The sequence below is a fragment of the Kitasatospora sp. NPDC101183 genome, assembly GCF_044767945.1.
Lineage (GTDB): Bacteria > Actinomycetota > Actinomycetes > Streptomycetales > Streptomycetaceae > Kitasatospora.
Window position 1 is genome coordinate 1 of the sequence record NZ_JBIWOW010000034.1, and the last position, 14991, is coordinate 14991.

Genomic DNA, 14991 nt, shown 5'->3' on the forward strand with positions numbered 1-14991 from the left:
ATAAAAAAACACCCCCCCCCCCGCGCCCCCCCCACCCCCGGAGCCGCCCCCGGCCCCCACCCTCCCGAGAGCCCACCCCTCAACGAGCCCCCCGCCGAGCCTCCCGCACCCGCCTCAACCGATTCACCAACACCGGAGCCACCACCAAAGCATCCTCCCGGTCCAACAACCCGTTCAGCACCTGGTAGTACCGCGTCGCCGAGAGCCCCAACTCCTCCCGGATCGCCCGCTCCTTCGCCCCCGCCGTCCGCCACTGCCGCCCCTCCAGCGCCAGCACCGCCCGCTCCCGCTCACTCAACCCGCTCACCGGCAACACCTCCTACGACCTACGGAGTGTCATTCTCCGGCCCGCCCCCGACACACGTTGCCGCCCACCCCGCCCACCTCACCCGGCTAGCGTCATCCCCATGACCACCCCGAGCACCCCGAGCACCCCGAGCACCCCGAGCTTCACCCTCCACGCGGCAACCGCCACCCTCACCCCCGACCCCCTCGACCCCGCCCAGATCCTCTCCGGCTCCCCCGAGGTCACCGGCAAGGTCCTCCACGAGTCCCCCGACGGCCGCCACCTCCACGGCATCTGGCAGATCACCCCGGGCGTGGTCACCGACGTCGAGGCCGACGAGGTGTTCACCGTCCTCACCGGCCGCGCCACCATCGAGATCGAGGGCGGCCCCACCCTCCACGTCGGCCCCGGCGACTGCGCGGTCCTGCGCGAGGGCGACCGCACCACCTGGACGGTCCACGAGACCCTCCGCAAGACCTACGCGATCACCCTCGCCGCCCCCACCACCTGACCGAACCACCCACCACCCGACCGAGCCGCCCACCACCCGACCGAGCCCCCACCCCCTGGGAGCCCTACTGCCGAACCCGCGCCGCCTCCTTCAGGGCGGCGTCCTGGATCCCCAGGAGCACCTGCTTCGGGTCCCCCGTGACCGCCTGCCCGATCCCCGCCTTGATCCGGTTGCTGACCTCACCCCAGGCCGGGTCCCCGAACGGGTAGAAGCTCGCGTTGGTCAGACCCGTCGCGAACTGCTTGAGGTCCTCGTGCTTCGGGTCCCCGGTCATCTGCGTGAACGCGTCCTGGGTGACGGGCAGCAGGTTGTACTGCTCGTCGAACCGCAGCTGGTTGTCCTTGCCGTACACGTAGCTGACGAACTTCTTGATCTCGTTCTTGTGCCCGTTGGCCTTGAACGCCATCAGCCAGTCGGCGACCCCGAGGCTCCCGGTCCTGCCGATCCCGTCCTTCTTGGGGATCGGCGCCGTCCCGAACTCGATCTTCCCGGCGGTGGCCATCCGCAGCAGTGTCGGGTGCCCGTTCAGCATCGCGACCTTCCCGGCCGCGAAGTCCTGGAACACCGGTGTGCGGTTCATCTTCCCGGGGTCGGAGTACGTCAGCCCCGGCCCGACGAGGTTGTTCTTGAGCCAGCTGAAGGTCGCCTGGTTCTGCGGGCTGTCGATCGTGTAGTTGCCGACGTCGTCCGAGAGGCTCCCGCCCCCGCTCAGCGTCCACAGCATCGATTCGGCCGGCGCCTCCTCGGGCCCCAGCGGCAGCCCGTACGGCGTCACGCCCGGCACCTTGGACTTGATCTTCTCCGCGTCCTGCCGCAGCTCGTTCCAGGTGGCCGGCGGCTGGGTGATCCCGGCCTGCCGGAAGACCGCCTTGTTGTAGAAGAGCACCCGCGAGGACGAGACGAACGGGATCCCGTACTGGGTGCCGAGCACCTGCCCGGCGTGCGCGAAGTTCTCCATGAACTTGGCCTGGGTGTCCATCGAGAGCACGTCCGCCGCCGGGTACAGCCGGTCGGCGGCGACCTGGTCGGCGAATCCGCCGGTCTGGAGCAGGTCGGGCGACTTCCCGGCCGCGACCATGTCCTCGACCTTCTTGCCGATGTCCGTCCAGCTGTCGACCTCGACGTCGATCTTGATCCCGGGGTTGGCCGCCTCGAAGCCCTTGGCGATCTCGTCCCAGTAGTGCTTGGAGCTGGTCTCGGGGCTCTCCCCGTAGTCCGCGGCGACCAGCTTGAGGGTCACCGGCCCGTCCCCCTGCCCGCCGCAGGCGCTGACCGTGGTGAGCGCCAGGGCTCCGGCCAGCGCGGTACCGAGCACACGGAGAGGCACACGGGAGGGGACGTGGGCGCGCCTGTTCAACGCGGGTACCGCCTTCGGAGGAAAAGAACGGCCGGAGGAGGGACTCCGGCGTGGGGAGGCGCCACACTGCCAAACGCGGCGCCCACTGGTCCACACCACTCGACCGAGCCCACCCAGTAGTTATCGAAGTGCGGAGGTCGTTGCACGATGCGCAACACCGGATGAACAAATCCCCTCGCGGGCGCCCCTTCCCGCCCCCTGCCCAAAGCCGCCCACATCCCCGGATCTGCGACAAAGCTCACCCAACCTGGACCAGACCAATCCGACAACTGGACTAGACCTCTTCGACCCGACCAAGGGAAACTGTCCTCCGTGAAGCACGTCATCGCACTCGATGTAGGCGGCACCGGCATGAAGGCCGCGCTGCTCGCCCAGGACGGCTCCGTGCTGTTCGAAGCACGCCGACCGACCGGGCGGGAGCACGGTACGGACGCCGTGGTCACCGCCATCCTCGACTTCGCCGCCGACCTCGCGGACGAGGGACGGGCCCGCTACGGCGTCGCCCCCCTCGCCGCCGGCGTCGCCGTCCCGGGGACGATCGACGAGAAGAACGGGATCGCGGTCTACTCGGCCAACCTCGGCTGGCGCGACCTCCCGCTGCGCAAGCTCCTCGGCGAGCGCCTCGCGGCTCCCGGCAGTCGACCGATCCCCGTGGCCCTCGGCCACGACGTGCGCTCCGGCGGCCTCGCCGAGGGCCGCCTCGGCGCCGGCCGCGGCGTCGACCGCTTCCTGTTCATCGCCCTCGGCACCGGCATCGCCGGCGCCATCGGCATCGACGGCCGGATCGAGGCCGGATCGCACGGCTACGGCGGCGAGATCGGCCACGTCGTGGTCCGCCCCGGCGGCCCCCTGTGCGGCTGCGGCGCCCGCGGCTGCCTGGAGACGCTGGCCTCCGCCTCCGCCGTGTCCCGCGCCTGGGCCGAGGCCAGCGGCGACCCCGACGCCGACGCGGCATCCTGCGCCGCCGCGGTGGATGCCGGGGACGACCGCGCCCTCGCCGTCTGGCAGGGCGCCGTCGACGCCCTGGCGGACGGCGTCGTCCTCGCCCAGAGCCTGCTCGACCCGTCCACGGTGATCGTCGGCGGGGGGCTGGCCGAGGCCGGCGACACGCTCTTCGCCCCCCTTCGCGCGGCGGTCACCGAGCGCCTGACCTTCCAGATGCCCCCGAAGGTCGTACCCGCCATGCTCAAAGACACCGCCGCATCCCTCGGCGCGGGCCTGCTCGCCTGGGATCTGCTCTCCTTGGAGGTGACCGCGTGACCACCGCGGACCGTGACCGTACCGCCCTCGCCGGCGCCCGCCTCGTCCTTCCCGGCGGCGTCGTCGACGGCGATCGCCTCGCCGTCGAGGGCGAGCGCATCGCAGGCTTCGGCGGCGAGGCCGAGGCCGGAGACCTGGACCTGACCGGGTACACCGTCGTACCCGGCTTCGTCGACCTGCACGTCCACGGCGGCGGCGGCGCCTCCTACGCCTCCGGCATCGCCGAGGAGGCCCTGCGGGCGGCCCGCACCCACCTGGAGCACGGCACCACCACGACGATCGCCTCCACCGTCACCGGTGAGATCGACGAGGTCGCCCGCCAGGCCGCCGTCCTCTCCGAGCTGGTCGAGGACGGCGTCCTCGCCGGTGTCCACTTCGAGGGCCCGTTCATCTCGCACAACCGCTGCGGCGCCCACCGCCCGGACCTGCTGCGCGACCCGGACCCGGCGCTGGTGCGCAAGCTGGTCGACGCGGCCCGCGGCCACGCCAAGATGGTCACCCTCGCCCCCGAGCTGCCCGGCGGCCTGGAGTCCGTGCGGATGCTCGCCGACCTCGGCGTGATCGCCGCCGTCGGCCACACCGACTCGGACTACACGACCACCCTCGAGGCCGTCGAGGCCGGCGCCACCGTCGCCACCCACCTGTTCAACGCCATGCCGGGCATCGCCCACCGCGCCCCCGGCCCGATCGTGGCGCTGCTGGAGGACGAGCGGGTCACCGTCGAGCTGATCAACGACGGCGTGCACCTGCACCCGTCCGTCCTCGACCTCGCGTACGGCACCGCCGGCGCGGCCCGCGTCGCCCTGATCACCGACGCCATGGGCGCCGCCGGCATGGGCGACGGCCTGTACCCGCTGGGCCCCCTCCAGGTGGAGGTCAAGGAGGGCGTCGCCCGGCTGGTCGAGGGCGGCGCGATCGCCGGCTCCACCCTCACCCTGGACGTGGCCTTCAAGCGCTCGGTGACGGTCAACAGGCTGAGCCTCAACCAGACCGTCGAGTCGCTCTCCACGACCCCGGCCCGGCTGCTCGGCCTCTCCGACTCGATCGGCTCGCTGGAGACCGGCAAGCTCGCCGACCTGGTCGTGGTGGACTCCGAGACCTTCGACCTGGTCGCCGTCATGCGCCGCGGCCGCTGGGTCCTCGGCGCGGACCGCTTCTCCCCGGTCGCACCGGCCTGATCACGCGCGAAGGCCCGCCCCACCCCGTCGTACGGGGTCGGGCGGGCCTTCGTGCGTCACGTCGTCAGCCGGTGCCCGGTTCGATGGTGATCTGGTCGATCAGCACCGGCCCCCCGGAGGGCACCGTGAAGGTCACCGTGTTCGACCCGGCCTGGAACTGCGGCAGTATCCAGGTGTTGAACCAGGCGGAGGCCTGGTCCTTGGGCGCCGCCCCGCCGTAGACCTTGTACGTGATCCCGCTCGGCCAGTCCTTGCCGTTCACCGAGACCGCGCCCTTGATGTCCGCGCCGGCGTAGTTGTAGTGCACGTTCAGCTTGTACGCCCCGGCCGTGGGGATGTCCCCCGTCCAGGACACCGAGCCGCCCGGCTGGAGCGTCAGGTAGCCGCCGTCCGCGGACTTGGCGCCCTTGACGGTGTTGCCCGACGGGGCGTTCTGCCCCTGGAGCTGCGAGGCGTCCACGGTGCCCGGGCCCGAGGTGGCGGAGGCGCTCGCCGAGGGCGTGCCGGTGCCGCTGCCCGTGGCCGGGGTGGTGGGGACGGGCGGGGCGACGGTCGAGGTGCCGCCCTTGGCGTTCTTGTCCGTGTCCGGGTCGCTGCCGGACAGCGCGATCCCCGCGCCGATGGCGATCGCCGCCACCACGGCGACGGCCCCGATCACCGCGCCCTTGCTGCGCCCGCTGCTGTGCTCACGGCCGGGCCGCTCCTCCCCCGGCTGCGGCCGGGAGTGCTCCGCGTAGCGGTTCTGCTGGGTCGGGGCGGCGCCGTGCTCGGCGCCCTGCTGCTGGCCGTACTCGCCCTGCTGGTGTCCGTACGGGGGCTGCTGCTGTCCGTACTGCGGCTGGCCGTACTGCTGCGGGTGGCCCTGCTGCTCGTACGGCGCCTGCGGCCCGCGCGGCCCCTGGCCGTACTGCGCGCGCCCGACCTCCATCGGCCGGTTGTACGACGTCCGGGGCACGCCCTGCTGCGGCTCGGCCGGCGAGGCCGGGGAGGCCGGGGAACCTTCGGCCGGGCGGTACAGGTAGCCGAACGGGTCGTCGTCCTGGGGGGCACCGCCCCCCTGGCCCTCGGGCACTCCGTTGCTGCCGGCGGTCGTCACGGTGGTCTACTCCCCCATCCGGTGGGCACCGCCTGGCTGCGGGCCCGCGGCACGGATCATGGACGCTGTCGTTCCACGGAACCCTACCTGCCGCACCCGACCACCGGGAAAGAACCCTTGACAACTCGCGGGTAACCTGAGCGCCCCCGACTCACCCCGAGCGCCGTCCGCTCACCCCGCCCGCCGGTGCGAGCGCTCCCCCCGCGCGCCGCGCACCGCGCCGCCCCGGGCCCGCTTCTCGTCGTACATCCGCTCGTCCGCGGTGTGGAGCACCTCCTCGATGCTCATCCCGCAGCCCGCCCAGCCGACGCCGAGGCTCACGCCCACGCGCATCGCCCGCCCGTCGATCCGCATCGGCGGGATGATCGCGTTGCGCAGCCGGTGGGCGAGGTCCTTGGCCTCCTCGCGCCCGATGCCGTCGGCCAGCACCACGAACTCGTCGCCGCCGAGCCGGGCGACCGTGTCGCCGTCCCGGACGGCCTGGCTCAGCCGCCGGGCGACCTCGACCAGCACCGAGTCGCCCGCGTTGTGCCCGAACCGGTCGTTGATCGACTTGAAGCCGTCCAGGTCGCAGAAGAGCACCGCGAGGCCCTTGTCCTGCGCGGCCGCCGGGCCGCCGCGGAACGACGCGGACCACGCCTCTCCGCCCGGCTGGTCCTCGGGGACGACGGCGTGCACGTGCTCGAAGCCCAGGTCGGCCGCCGGCCGGCCGTCCTCCGAGCCGTACCCGTGCACCGCGCCGTACGGGTCGGAGGCCTCCGAGGCGGCGTGCACCGCGTGCGCCGCGTAGGAGTCCGCCGCGTATCCGTACTCCGTCGGGTAGGCCGCCTCGACCGCCCCGCCGGTGGCGGCGACGGCGGCGCCGGTGGGCACCTCGGCGCAGAGCCGCCGCGCGAGGCGGGCCTTGAGCTCGGCGCCGTTGGGCAGGCCGGTGAGCGCGTCGTGGCTGGCCCGGTGGGCGAGCTGCAGCTCGTGCCGCTTGCGGTCCTCGATGTCCTCGACGTGGGTGAGCAGGAAGCTGGGGCCCTCGGCCGCGTCCGCCACGATCGAGTTGCGCAGGCAGACCCACTGGTAGCCGCCGTCCCGCCGGGACAGCCGCAGTTCCGCCCGGCCGCTCTCGGCGCTGGTGCGCTCCAGCAGGGCGCGGTCCTCCGGGTGGACGAGGTCGGCGAAGCTCTGCTGGCGCAGCACCGCGCGGGGGCGGCCGAGCAGTCGACAGAGCGCGTCGTTGACGCGGGTCAGCTGCCCGCGCCCGGCGCCGTGCAGCTCGGTGATGGCCATGCCGCTGGGCGCGTACTCGAAGGCCTGGCGGAAGCTCTCCTCGCTGGCCCGCAGCGCCTGCTGCTCCTTCTCCAGCCGGGCGAGCGCCCGCTGCATCTCCGCGCGTAGCCGGGCGTTGCCGATGGCGATGGACGCCTGGAGGGAGAACATCTCCAGGGCTTCGCGGGTCCAGGCGCCGGGCCGCTTGCCGCTGCGCGGGCGGTCCACCGAGAGGACGCCGAGCAGGTCTCCACCGGCGCTGTACATGGGGGCGAGCAGCCCGTCCGCGGGGTGCCAGTCGTTGGCGTAGACGGGCATCGGCCCGTCGCCGATCCAGCGCGGGATGTCGCTGGCGACGGCCCAGCCCCGGTCGTACGGGAGGAAGCGCAGGGTGCCCCAGTGGTCGCTGACGCCGAGCAGCCGGTCCCAGGACTCCCGCGAGCCGACCTGGCCGAGCAGCACGGACGGGCCGCCCATGGTGCTCTCCTCCAGCTCCCAGACGGCCGCCACCACGAGGTCGCCGTCCGGGCGGACGAGGCTGACCGCGGCGGCGTCGAAGCCGAGCCCGTGCACCGCGCCCTCGACGACGGCCTGCAGCGTCCCCGCCAGGCTGCGGGCAGCGTTGAGGTCCGCCACGACCCGGTGCAAGGTGCGGAGGGTCGCGAGACGGACGTACGGCTCCGACTCGGCTTCCATGCGGGGGCTCCCCGGCTGCTTCGGATGGTTCTTGATTGGTTATCGTCCGATTGCCAGAAGAACTGAATCACAGGGAGCACAGCGTTCGGCACGCTCGGTCAGCAATAGGCCACCTGTTGTGACTTAAATCACATAGAACTAATGCGCCCTTAATCAGTTCATCCGCCCATAGCGGGACGAAACCCGCTATCAGGACAATTCCCGTGGTCGACCGCCGGGGCCCCGCGCTGAAGACCGCTGCCGCCCGCCAGTCCCCTCGCTTCACCCCCAGGAGTGATCCGGGAGTGATCTCCGCCACGGCCCGTAACCCCCCGGCTGCGCCGGTGGTCCTACGACCAGGGCCCGATACCGCACCCCCTGCGCGACGACTACCGTGCGGTACGTGTACCCGTCCCCGCAGCCCGAAGCTGCCTCCCACGCCACGCCCGACGAGTTCCGGGCGGCCCTCTCCCAGCTCGCCGCCGGCGTGAGCCTGGTGACCGTCCACGACCCGGAGGACGGCGAGGACGTCGGCATGACCGCCACGTCCTTCCTCTCCGTGTCGCTGGAGCCGCCGCTGGTGCTGATCTCGGTGCGCGAGGACTCCCGGATGGACGAGGTGCTCTCCCGGGCCGAGACCTGGGCGGTCTCGGTGCTCACCGAGGGCCAGAAGGCGCTCGGCTCCCGCTTCGCCATGAAGGGCCGGCTCAGCGACCGGCTGCTGTTCGCGGACACCCCGCACCGCCGCGGCGCGCACACCGGCGCCCCGCTGATCGAGGGCGCGCTGGCCACCGTCGAGTGCCGCACCGAGCAGCGCATACCGGCCGGCGACCACACCCTGCTGATCGGCCGCGTCCTGGAGGCCGCCGTCCCCGACCCGGGCGGACGCCCCCTGCTCTACTTCCGCGGCGGCTACCGCCCCCTGGGCTGAAACCGCAGGAGAGGGCCCAGCAGGAGAGGCCCCAGCGGGAGAGGGCCTACTCGCCCTTCGGGGACCGGCGCCCCTGCTTGACCTCCGAGCGGTGCCGCTTGCTGAACAGCCGCCGCTCGACCATCCCCCGGCTCGGCTTCGTCGCCCGCCGGCTCTTCGGCGGCGGCGCGCAGGCCTCGCTCAGCAGCGCCGCCAGCCGCACCGACGCGGCCTCCCGGTTGCGCCACTGCGAGCGGAACTCCGAGGCCGTCACCACCAGCACCCGGCCGTCCACCAGCCGGTTGGCCAGCCGCTCCAGCGCACGCTCGCGCCACACCTCGGGCAGCGCCTTCGAGGCGGCCAGGTCGAAGCGCAACTCGGCCTTGGAGTCGGAGGTGTTGACGTGCTGGCCGCCGGGGCCGGAGGAACGCGAGAAGCGCCAGACGAGCTCGGCGTCGGGGACGACCACCGACCCCCGTACGCGGATGGGCTCAGTCATGCGCCCATCATCCCGCCCGCGCGGTGCCCGGTCACCCGGTTATCCGCGCGGGCCCGCAGCCCCGACAATGGCCTACGTGATCGAGCTCGGCTACTCCCTCTCCAACCGCTTCCCCGACCCCCCGCAGACGGACTACCGCACCGCCCCCGTGCGCTCCCTGCGGTACGACCTGTTCTGCGGCGACGTCTACCTGGACGCCGAGGGCGCCGAACTGTCCACCCGCTGGGCCTGGGTGCCCGTCCTGGACTTCGCCTGGGCCCTGTGCGACATCGCCGAGCAGCTGGACCGCGACCCGGACGGCTCCCGCGCCGCCCGGGTGCAGACCGCCGACCTCGACTTCACCCAGAACACCGAGCTGCTGCGCTTCGCCCGCCGCTTCAACTGGGTCGAGGTCACCGCCACCTGGCTGCCCGACGAGCCGCCCGCCGTCGTCCGCCACTCCGAACTGCGGCGCGAGGCCCGGGACTTCCTCCAGGACACCCTCGCCGACCTCTTCGACATGCACCCCGATCTGGCCGACAATCCGAACATCTGGACCCTCCAGGGCCGTTTCCCGAGGATCTGACCGACGCATTGCCCCGGCTTTGCCCGGCATTGACGCCCGCCGGGGGAAGCCGGGGGGAATCCGCGCAGAATTCCCGCACCGGGCGGAACCAAGCCCCCGAGAATCCGCGTTGTCCCGGGAAAAGCGATCGAAGGGACTGCACCGTCATGCCAGTGAGCCTCACCAAGGGTGGCAACGTCTCGCTGACCAAGGAGGCCCCCGGCCTGTCCGCGGTCAGCATCGGCCTGGGCTGGGACGTCCGGACCACCACCGGCACCGAATTCGACCTCGACGCCAGCGCGATCGTCCTGAACGCGGACGGCAAGGTGCTCACCAACGGGCACTTCGTCTTCTTCAACAACACCAGCTCACCGGACAACACCGTCGTGCACACCGGCGACAACCGCACCGGTGAGGGCGCGGGCGACGACGAGTCGATCAACGTCGACCTCGCGGGCCTGCCCGCCGAGGCCGTCAAGATCACCTTCCCGGTGACCATCTACGACGGCACCGCCCGCGGCCAGAACTTCGGCCAGGTCCGCAACGCCTACATCCGCGTGGTCAACGCCGCCGGCGGCGCCGAGATCGCCCGCTACGACCTCTCCGAGGACGCCGCCACCGAGACGGCGATGATCTTCGGCGAGCTGTACCGCAACGGCAGCGAGTGGAAGTTCCGCGCGGTCGGCCAGGGCTACGCCTCCGGCCTGGCGGGCATCGCCCAGGACTTCGGCGTCCAGATCTGACACCCGGGTACGCCGACGGCGCGGGAGGTCTCCACGACCTCCCGCGCCGTTCGCGTTCCCGCCCGGGCTCAGCGCGAGGCGCGCAGCTCCGGGAGCTCGATCAGCTCGGTCTCGTCCTCCGGCGTCAGGTCCACCACCTCGGGGGCCTGCGACACCTGCTCCTCCTGGGCCAGGGCGCCCGCCTCGGCCTTCGCCTTCGCGGCGACGGCCTCGTCGCCCACCACGTCTGCGAGGTCCGCGCGCTCGCCCAGCTCGGCGATGCTGCCCACCGACGGCGCCGGAGCGGCGGCCCTCACGGCCGCACCCGGCGTACGGCCGAAGAAGCTGAAGCCCGGCCCGCGCCCCTGACCGGACTGCCCCGGGCGCGGCCGCTGCCGCTCCGCCACGGCGGGCACCGCGGGCACCACGGGCGCCGAACCCGGCGTGCCGGGCGTGCCGCCGAGCTGGCCGACCGTCGCGGTCAGCGCCGGACGCACCGGCGTGGGCACCACCGTCGCGGGCCGCTGCGCGGTCTCGGCCACCGGCGCCTGCTCCGGCGTGGGCACCGAGGGCGCCACCGGGGCCGGCACGGCCACCGGAGCGGGCGCCGTGGCCGCCGGAGCGGCCGGAGCGGTGCGCGCCCTCAGCGCGACCACTGCGCCCGCCGTACGCGCCTGCTCCGCCTCGCGCCGCGCCGCCTCCTGGGCCGCCCGCCGCTCCATCTGCCGCAGCGCGGAGGCCGCGCGGACGTACGCCGCCGGGCTCGCCGGGTGCTTGGGACGGCTCGCGGCCAGCGCCCGCTGGGCCGCCTCGGCCTCCTTGAGCGCCTGCTCGGCCACCGCCACGGCCCGCTCGCGCAGCAGCCGGGCGATCTCCGTCTCGGCCTTCGCCAACCGCGACTTCTCCGCCGTCAGCCGCCGCCCGAAGCGGGTCGCCCGCTCCTCCGCGACCTCCGCCGCGTACTCGGCCTCGGCCAGCTGCTCCTCGAACCGCTCCTCGGCCCGCATCCGCTGCGCGACGGCCGTCTCGGCGGCCGCCCGGGCCGCCCGGTCCCGCTGACGCAGCAGCAGCGCGAAGCCGAGCGTCGCGATCACGGCCGCGACGCCCACCGAGCGCACCAGGACGGTGTCCTGACTGACGAGCAACGCGGCCAGGGCGGCCACGAGGAGCACGCCGGCGGCGGTGGGGGGGAAGATCCGGCCGAGGACGGAGGAATGACGGTGGCGTCCGCGAGACATGCCAAGAAACTAGCGTGCGAATTGGGGCCGTGTCAGCCCAGGGTCGACTTCGTCCCTTGACAGGGGGCGAGTTCCACCGCACGTGCTCGGCCGTTCACGCAAGATCACCGAAGATCCACGGCCCACGCGGCAGGCCTCAGCGGTGCGAGGCCGCCGGCCCGCCCGGGTCGTCGTGGTTCTCCGGCAGCTTGCACACGTGCTGGATCCACAGCGCCGCCGCGATCACCGCCGCGCCCGCCAGCACCGCGAGGCCGGCCGTGACGGCCTGGTCCTTGCGGGCCGACACGTCCAGCTCGCCGAGCAGGAAGATCCCGGCGCCCGCGTAGATCCCGGTGACCACCGAGGAGACCAGCGCGCTGGCCTGCCCCAGCACCACCGCACGGGCCGCCAGCAGCGGGTCCACGCCCTTCGCACCGGGCTGGCGCTCCCGCACCGCCTTGAGCCGGCCGCGCAGCGACAGCGCGGTCGCCAGCAGGATCACCGCCACCGCCGCCAGAACGACCGGCGCCGCCGCCGGCACCGCGGGCAGCGTGTCCAGCGAGGCCCACAGCTTGGAGCCGGCCCAGGACAGCGCCGTCGTGGCGGCGGTGATGCCGATCAGCAGACGGAGGCGAAGCAGCTTCACGCGGTGCAGGTCCTTCCCGGGGTGGCGGTGCCGCCGGCCGCCCCGGTGTCCCGGCGCGCAGGCGCCAGGCCACCGTACCGGGCCCGGCCGGGCGGACATCTACTCGTACGGCCGGGGCCCCCGGAGGAGTTCCCCGGCGGGCCCCGACGGCCGCCTACTCGGGCAGCGTCAGCCCGATGTCGTCACGCCGCTTGACGCCCTGCGCGTCCGGGCCGCCGAGCGCCGCCAACAGCGCGTCCACCCGCCCGTGGCCGGGCACCTCGGCCTCCGGCTGGGCGTCCAGCCAGGGCGCGAGCACGAACGCGCGCTCGTGCGAGCGCGGGTGCGGCAGCAGCAGCTCCGGGTCGTCGCTCAGCTCGCCCTCGTACGCCAGGATGTCGACGTCCAGGGTGCGCGCGCCCCAGCGGACGTCCCGCACCCGCCCGAAGGCGTCCTCGATCGCGTTGCCGCGCTCCAGGAGGTCCCGCGGGGGCAGCGAGGTGCGCAGCACCACGACGGCGTTGTAGTAGTTCGGCTGCTCCTCGGGGCCGCCGACAGCCTCGGTCTCGTACACGGCGGAGACGGCCTTGATCCGCAGCCCGGGGGTGTCCGCGAGGGCGTCGACGGCACCCTGGAGGGTGTCCAGCCGGTTGCCCAGGTTGCTGCCCAGCGCGACGACCGCGCAGCGCTGCCCGTGCAGCGTGGTGTCGGCGGAGTCCACCCGGCTCTCCAGGTCGAACGCGTTCGGCTCGGTGATCCGGTCACTGCTCATCGGGGAAGTCCTCTGCCTCGGGTACCGGGTGCGCGGAGGGGGTCATGCGCGGCCCCGGTGGATGGTCACGGTCACGTCGTCGAACGGCACGGTGATCGGGGCGTCCGGCTTGTGCACGGTGACCTCGACCTCCTCGACCGCCTCGTGCTTCAGGCACTGGTCGGCGATGCGCTGCGCCAGGGTCTCGATCAGGTCGACCGGCTCCCCGGCGATGATCGCGGTGACCTCCTCGGCCACGATGCCGTAGTGCGCCGTGCGGGTGAGGTCGTCGCCGGACGCGGCCGGGCGGGTGTCCAGGTACAGCACCAGATCGACCACGAAGGTCTGCCCCTCGACGCGCTCGCGCTCGAAGACTCCGTGGTGGCCCCGGGCACGCAGGCCCCGCAGGGTGACGCGGTCCAGCAAACGAATCACTGCTCCCAGTCGGACGGGCCCGCCCGGAAAACAGCGTGAACGGGCAGGGCGGAGGCGGGCGGCACGGCCCGCCACTCCGTTTCGAATCTACCCGCGGGCGCGGACAACGCCTGACCGTCCTACCCGGCACGAACCGTCGCCACGCGCACCGCAATGGCGATTGACGTGAACGTTCGGTGACCACTCGGGAATTCCCCGGCGACGGCGCCGCGGAGATTTCCCGCCGCCCCGGGAAACGCCCGGAAATCAGTCCTCGTCGTCCTCGTCGCCGCTGGTCAGGACGGGTGAACCGTGGTGCGACCAGAGCTTCCACCCCGCCGGCGTACGACGGAAGAGATTGGTCGACACGACCTTTCCGCCCACGAGCGGCCCGAGTTCCCCCTCCTCCTCCGACTCACCGCCGGAGAGGATGTTCTCGGTGCACGTGACAAGGGCCACATCACCGTGGACCTCGGCCTCGACATCGGTCAGGAAGAACTGGATGTACTCCGTGTTCATCATGATCAGCATGTACGAGCGGGTCACCTGCGCCCGCCCCCGCAGAACCGGCCAGCCGGGGTGCACGCACACCACCCCGCCCTTGTCGTCGGCGTCCGCCGCCCCCAGCCAGACGTCCTCGACCGCCTCGACGTCGCCGCGCTCCAGCGCCTCGTACAGCCCCCGGTTCGCCGCCAGCACCGCCTCGACGTCCGCCTCGCGGGCCTTCCCGGCCGTACCGCCGCTCACCCTGCCGTCACCTGCCACAGACCCTCCCTCACCCCAGCCGCGCCGCGCGCTGCCAGGCCGCGACCACGCGGACGGCGTCCGCCGTGCCGGACACGTCGTGCACCCGTACCGCCCAGGCGCCCGCCCGGGCCGAGAGCACCGAGACGGCGGCGGTCGCGTCGTCCCGCTCCCTCGCCGGGCGCAGCTCCCCGGTTTCCGGGTCGGCGAGCAGCGTACCCAGGAACCGCTTGCGCGAAGCCGCGACGAGGACGGGGCGCCCGAGCGCGGTGAGCGCGTCGAGGCGCCCGAGCAGCGCCCAGTTGTGCTCGGCGGTCTTGGCGAAGCCGAGCCCCGGGTCGAGGATCAGCTGCTCCTCCTTGACGCCGACCGCCACCAGGGCGTCCATCCGGGCCGTCAGCTCGCCGACGACGTCGCGCACCACGTCCTCGTAGACGGCCCCGGCGTACATGTCGGAGGACTGGCCGCGCCAGTGCATCACCACGAAGGGCGCGCCGGTCTCGGCGACCACCCGGGCCATCGCCGGGTCGGCGAGCCCGCCGGAGACGTCGTTGACGACCACCGCGCCCGCCTCGACCGCCTTCTCCGCCACGCGGGCGCGCATGGTGTCCACGGACACCGGCACCCCGGCCCCGGCCAGCTCCCGGACCACGGGCAGCACCCGGCGCAGCTCCTCCTCCTCGGTCACCCGCTGCGAGCCGGGCCGGGTGGACTCGCCGCCGACGTCCACCAGGTCCGCGCCGCGCGCCCGCAGCGCGAGCCCGTGCGCGATGGCCTTGGCGGGGTCGTGCCAGAGCCCGCCGTCCGAGAAGGAGTCGGGCGTGACGTTGACGACGCCCATCACGGCGCAGCGGTCGAGCCGCGGCAGCCCCGCCGGCAGGGTGTACGAGGGCGAGTTGTCCATGCCCCCATTATCGAACGGGGCCCCCGCCGAGGATTCTC

Annotated in this window: 17 protein-coding genes; 6 read left to right on the forward strand and 11 right to left on the reverse strand. The window is 73.3% G+C overall.

Translation table 11 applies throughout. The features are described from left to right. Positions 1–79: 79 nt before the first annotated feature. Positions 80–307, reverse strand: a complete 228-nt coding sequence (locus ACIRRS_RS33635; protein WP_402979157.1) for a DUF3263 domain-containing protein — start codon at positions 305–307, stop codon at positions 80–82. A 100-nt stretch (positions 308–407) separates the two neighbouring features. On the opposite strand from ACIRRS_RS33635, the gene ACIRRS_RS33640 reads away from it, so the two are divergent. Beyond that, entirely contained in the window at positions 408–797 is a 390-nt protein-coding gene (locus ACIRRS_RS33640; RefSeq protein ID WP_402979160.1) for a cupin domain-containing protein, read from the forward strand. A gap of 64 nt (positions 798–861) precedes the next feature. Here the strand turns inward: ACIRRS_RS33640 and ACIRRS_RS33645 are convergent, their stop codons facing one another. Beyond that, on the reverse strand, positions 862–2112 hold the full coding sequence (locus ACIRRS_RS33645) for an extracellular solute-binding protein (RefSeq protein WP_402979163.1): 1251 nt from the start codon (positions 2110–2112) through the stop codon (positions 862–864). 354 nt (positions 2113–2466) lie between these two features. Here ACIRRS_RS33645 and ACIRRS_RS33650 point away from each other — a divergent pair, with 354 nt between their 5' ends. Together ACIRRS_RS33650 and nagA are read left to right on the forward strand one after the other, a co-directional pair. Further along, the gene (locus tag ACIRRS_RS33650; RefSeq protein ID WP_402979166.1) at positions 2467–3414 is read left to right on the forward strand and encodes an ROK family protein; all 948 of its coding nucleotides are present in this window, start codon (positions 2467–2469) and stop codon (positions 3412–3414) included. Next, on the forward strand, positions 3411–4592 hold the full coding sequence (nagA, locus tag ACIRRS_RS33655; protein ID WP_402979168.1) for an N-acetylglucosamine-6-phosphate deacetylase: 1182 nt from the start codon (positions 3411–3413) through the stop codon (positions 4590–4592). Before ACIRRS_RS33650 ends, nagA begins: the two co-directional genes overlap by 4 nt. Positions 4593–4656: 64 nt before the next feature. Here nagA and ACIRRS_RS33660 read toward each other — a convergent pair whose 3' ends face one another. Together ACIRRS_RS33660 and ACIRRS_RS33665 are read right to left on the reverse strand one after the other, a co-directional pair. Beyond that, positions 4657–5688 carry a hypothetical protein gene (locus ACIRRS_RS33660; protein WP_402979171.1) on the reverse strand — a complete coding sequence of 344 codons (1032 nt, stop codon included), beginning with the start codon at positions 5686–5688 and terminating at the stop codon, positions 4657–4659. 171 nt (positions 5689–5859) lie between these two features. Continuing rightward, positions 5860–7644, reverse strand: coding sequence for a diguanylate cyclase domain-containing protein (locus tag ACIRRS_RS33665; protein ID WP_402979173.1), 1785 nt, complete (start codon positions 7642–7644; stop codon positions 5860–5862). Between the two features lie 382 nt (positions 7645–8026). On the opposite strand from ACIRRS_RS33665, the gene ACIRRS_RS33670 reads away from it, so the two are divergent. Then, positions 8027–8554: a flavin reductase family protein gene (locus tag ACIRRS_RS33670; RefSeq protein ID WP_402979176.1), complete on the forward strand. Its 528-nt coding sequence runs from the start codon at positions 8027–8029 to the stop codon at positions 8552–8554. Between the two features lie 46 nt (positions 8555–8600). On the opposite strand, the gene arfB is transcribed toward ACIRRS_RS33670, so the two are convergent. Then, positions 8601–9032, reverse strand: coding sequence for an alternative ribosome rescue aminoacyl-tRNA hydrolase ArfB (gene arfB / locus ACIRRS_RS33675; RefSeq protein WP_402979178.1), 432 nt, complete (start codon positions 9030–9032; stop codon positions 8601–8603). Positions 9033–9099: 67 nt separating this feature from the next. Between arfB and ACIRRS_RS33680 the strand changes: the two genes are divergently transcribed. Continuing rightward, entirely contained in the window at positions 9100–9597 is a 498-nt protein-coding gene (locus tag ACIRRS_RS33680; protein ID WP_402979179.1) for a hypothetical protein, read from the forward strand. A 146-nt stretch (positions 9598–9743) separates the two neighbouring features. Next, entirely contained in the window at positions 9744–10319 is a 576-nt protein-coding gene (locus tag ACIRRS_RS33685) for a TerD family protein (RefSeq protein WP_402979182.1), read from the forward strand. Positions 10320–10387: 68 nt separating this feature from the next. On the opposite strand, the gene ACIRRS_RS33690 is transcribed toward ACIRRS_RS33685, so the two are convergent. From ACIRRS_RS33690 to folP, 6 genes are all read right to left on the reverse strand, one after another. After that, positions 10388–11536, reverse strand: a complete 1149-nt coding sequence (locus tag ACIRRS_RS33690) for a hypothetical protein (protein WP_402979185.1) — start codon at positions 11534–11536, stop codon at positions 10388–10390. Positions 11537–11672: 136 nt separating this feature from the next. Further along, positions 11673–12161, reverse strand: a complete 489-nt coding sequence (locus tag ACIRRS_RS33695; RefSeq protein WP_402979187.1) for a DUF3180 domain-containing protein — start codon at positions 12159–12161, stop codon at positions 11673–11675. 154 nt (positions 12162–12315) lie between these two features. Beyond that, positions 12316–12912, reverse strand: coding sequence for a 2-amino-4-hydroxy-6-hydroxymethyldihydropteridine diphosphokinase (folK, locus tag ACIRRS_RS33700; RefSeq protein ID WP_402979190.1), 597 nt, complete (start codon positions 12910–12912; stop codon positions 12316–12318). Positions 12913–12954: 42 nt separating this feature from the next. Next, positions 12955–13314, reverse strand: a complete 360-nt coding sequence (gene folB / locus ACIRRS_RS33705) for a dihydroneopterin aldolase (RefSeq protein WP_030059580.1) — start codon at positions 13312–13314, stop codon at positions 12955–12957. A 258-nt stretch (positions 13315–13572) separates the two neighbouring features. Beyond that, positions 13573–14052 (reverse strand): nuclear transport factor 2 family protein, encoded by a 480-nt coding sequence (locus ACIRRS_RS33710; RefSeq protein WP_402979192.1) that lies wholly within the window; start codon positions 14050–14052, stop codon positions 13573–13575. Between the two features lie 28 nt (positions 14053–14080). After that, entirely contained in the window at positions 14081–14953 is an 873-nt protein-coding gene (gene folP / locus ACIRRS_RS33715) for a dihydropteroate synthase (RefSeq protein WP_402979195.1), read from the reverse strand. Between the last annotated feature and the right edge of the window lie 38 nt (positions 14954–14991).

Coding starts and splice junctions, on each gene's coding strand:
- ACIRRS_RS33640 (WP_402979160.1), top strand. CDS start 408: ATGACCACCCCGAGCACCCCGAGCACCCCGAGCACCCCGAGCTTCACC.
- ACIRRS_RS33665 (WP_402979173.1), bottom strand. CDS start 7,644: ATGGAAGCCGAGTCGGAGCCGTACGTCCGTCTCGCGACCCTCCGCACC.
- arfB (WP_402979178.1), bottom strand. CDS start 9,032: ATGACTGAGCCCATCCGCGTACGGGGGTCGGTGGTCGTCCCCGACGCC.
- ACIRRS_RS33680 (WP_402979179.1), top strand. CDS start 9,100: ATGGCCTACGTGATCGAGCTCGGCTACTCCCTCTCCAACCGCTTCCCC.
- ACIRRS_RS33685 (WP_402979182.1), top strand. CDS start 9,744: ATGCCAGTGAGCCTCACCAAGGGTGGCAACGTCTCGCTGACCAAGGAG.
- ACIRRS_RS33690 (WP_402979185.1), bottom strand. CDS start 11,536: ATGTCTCGCGGACGCCACCGTCATTCCTCCGTCCTCGGCCGGATCTTC.
- folK (WP_402979190.1), bottom strand. CDS start 12,912: ATGAGCAGTGACCGGATCACCGAGCCGAACGCGTTCGACCTGGAGAGC.
- folP (WP_402979195.1), bottom strand. CDS start 14,953: ATGGACAACTCGCCCTCGTACACCCTGCCGGCGGGGCTGCCGCGGCTC.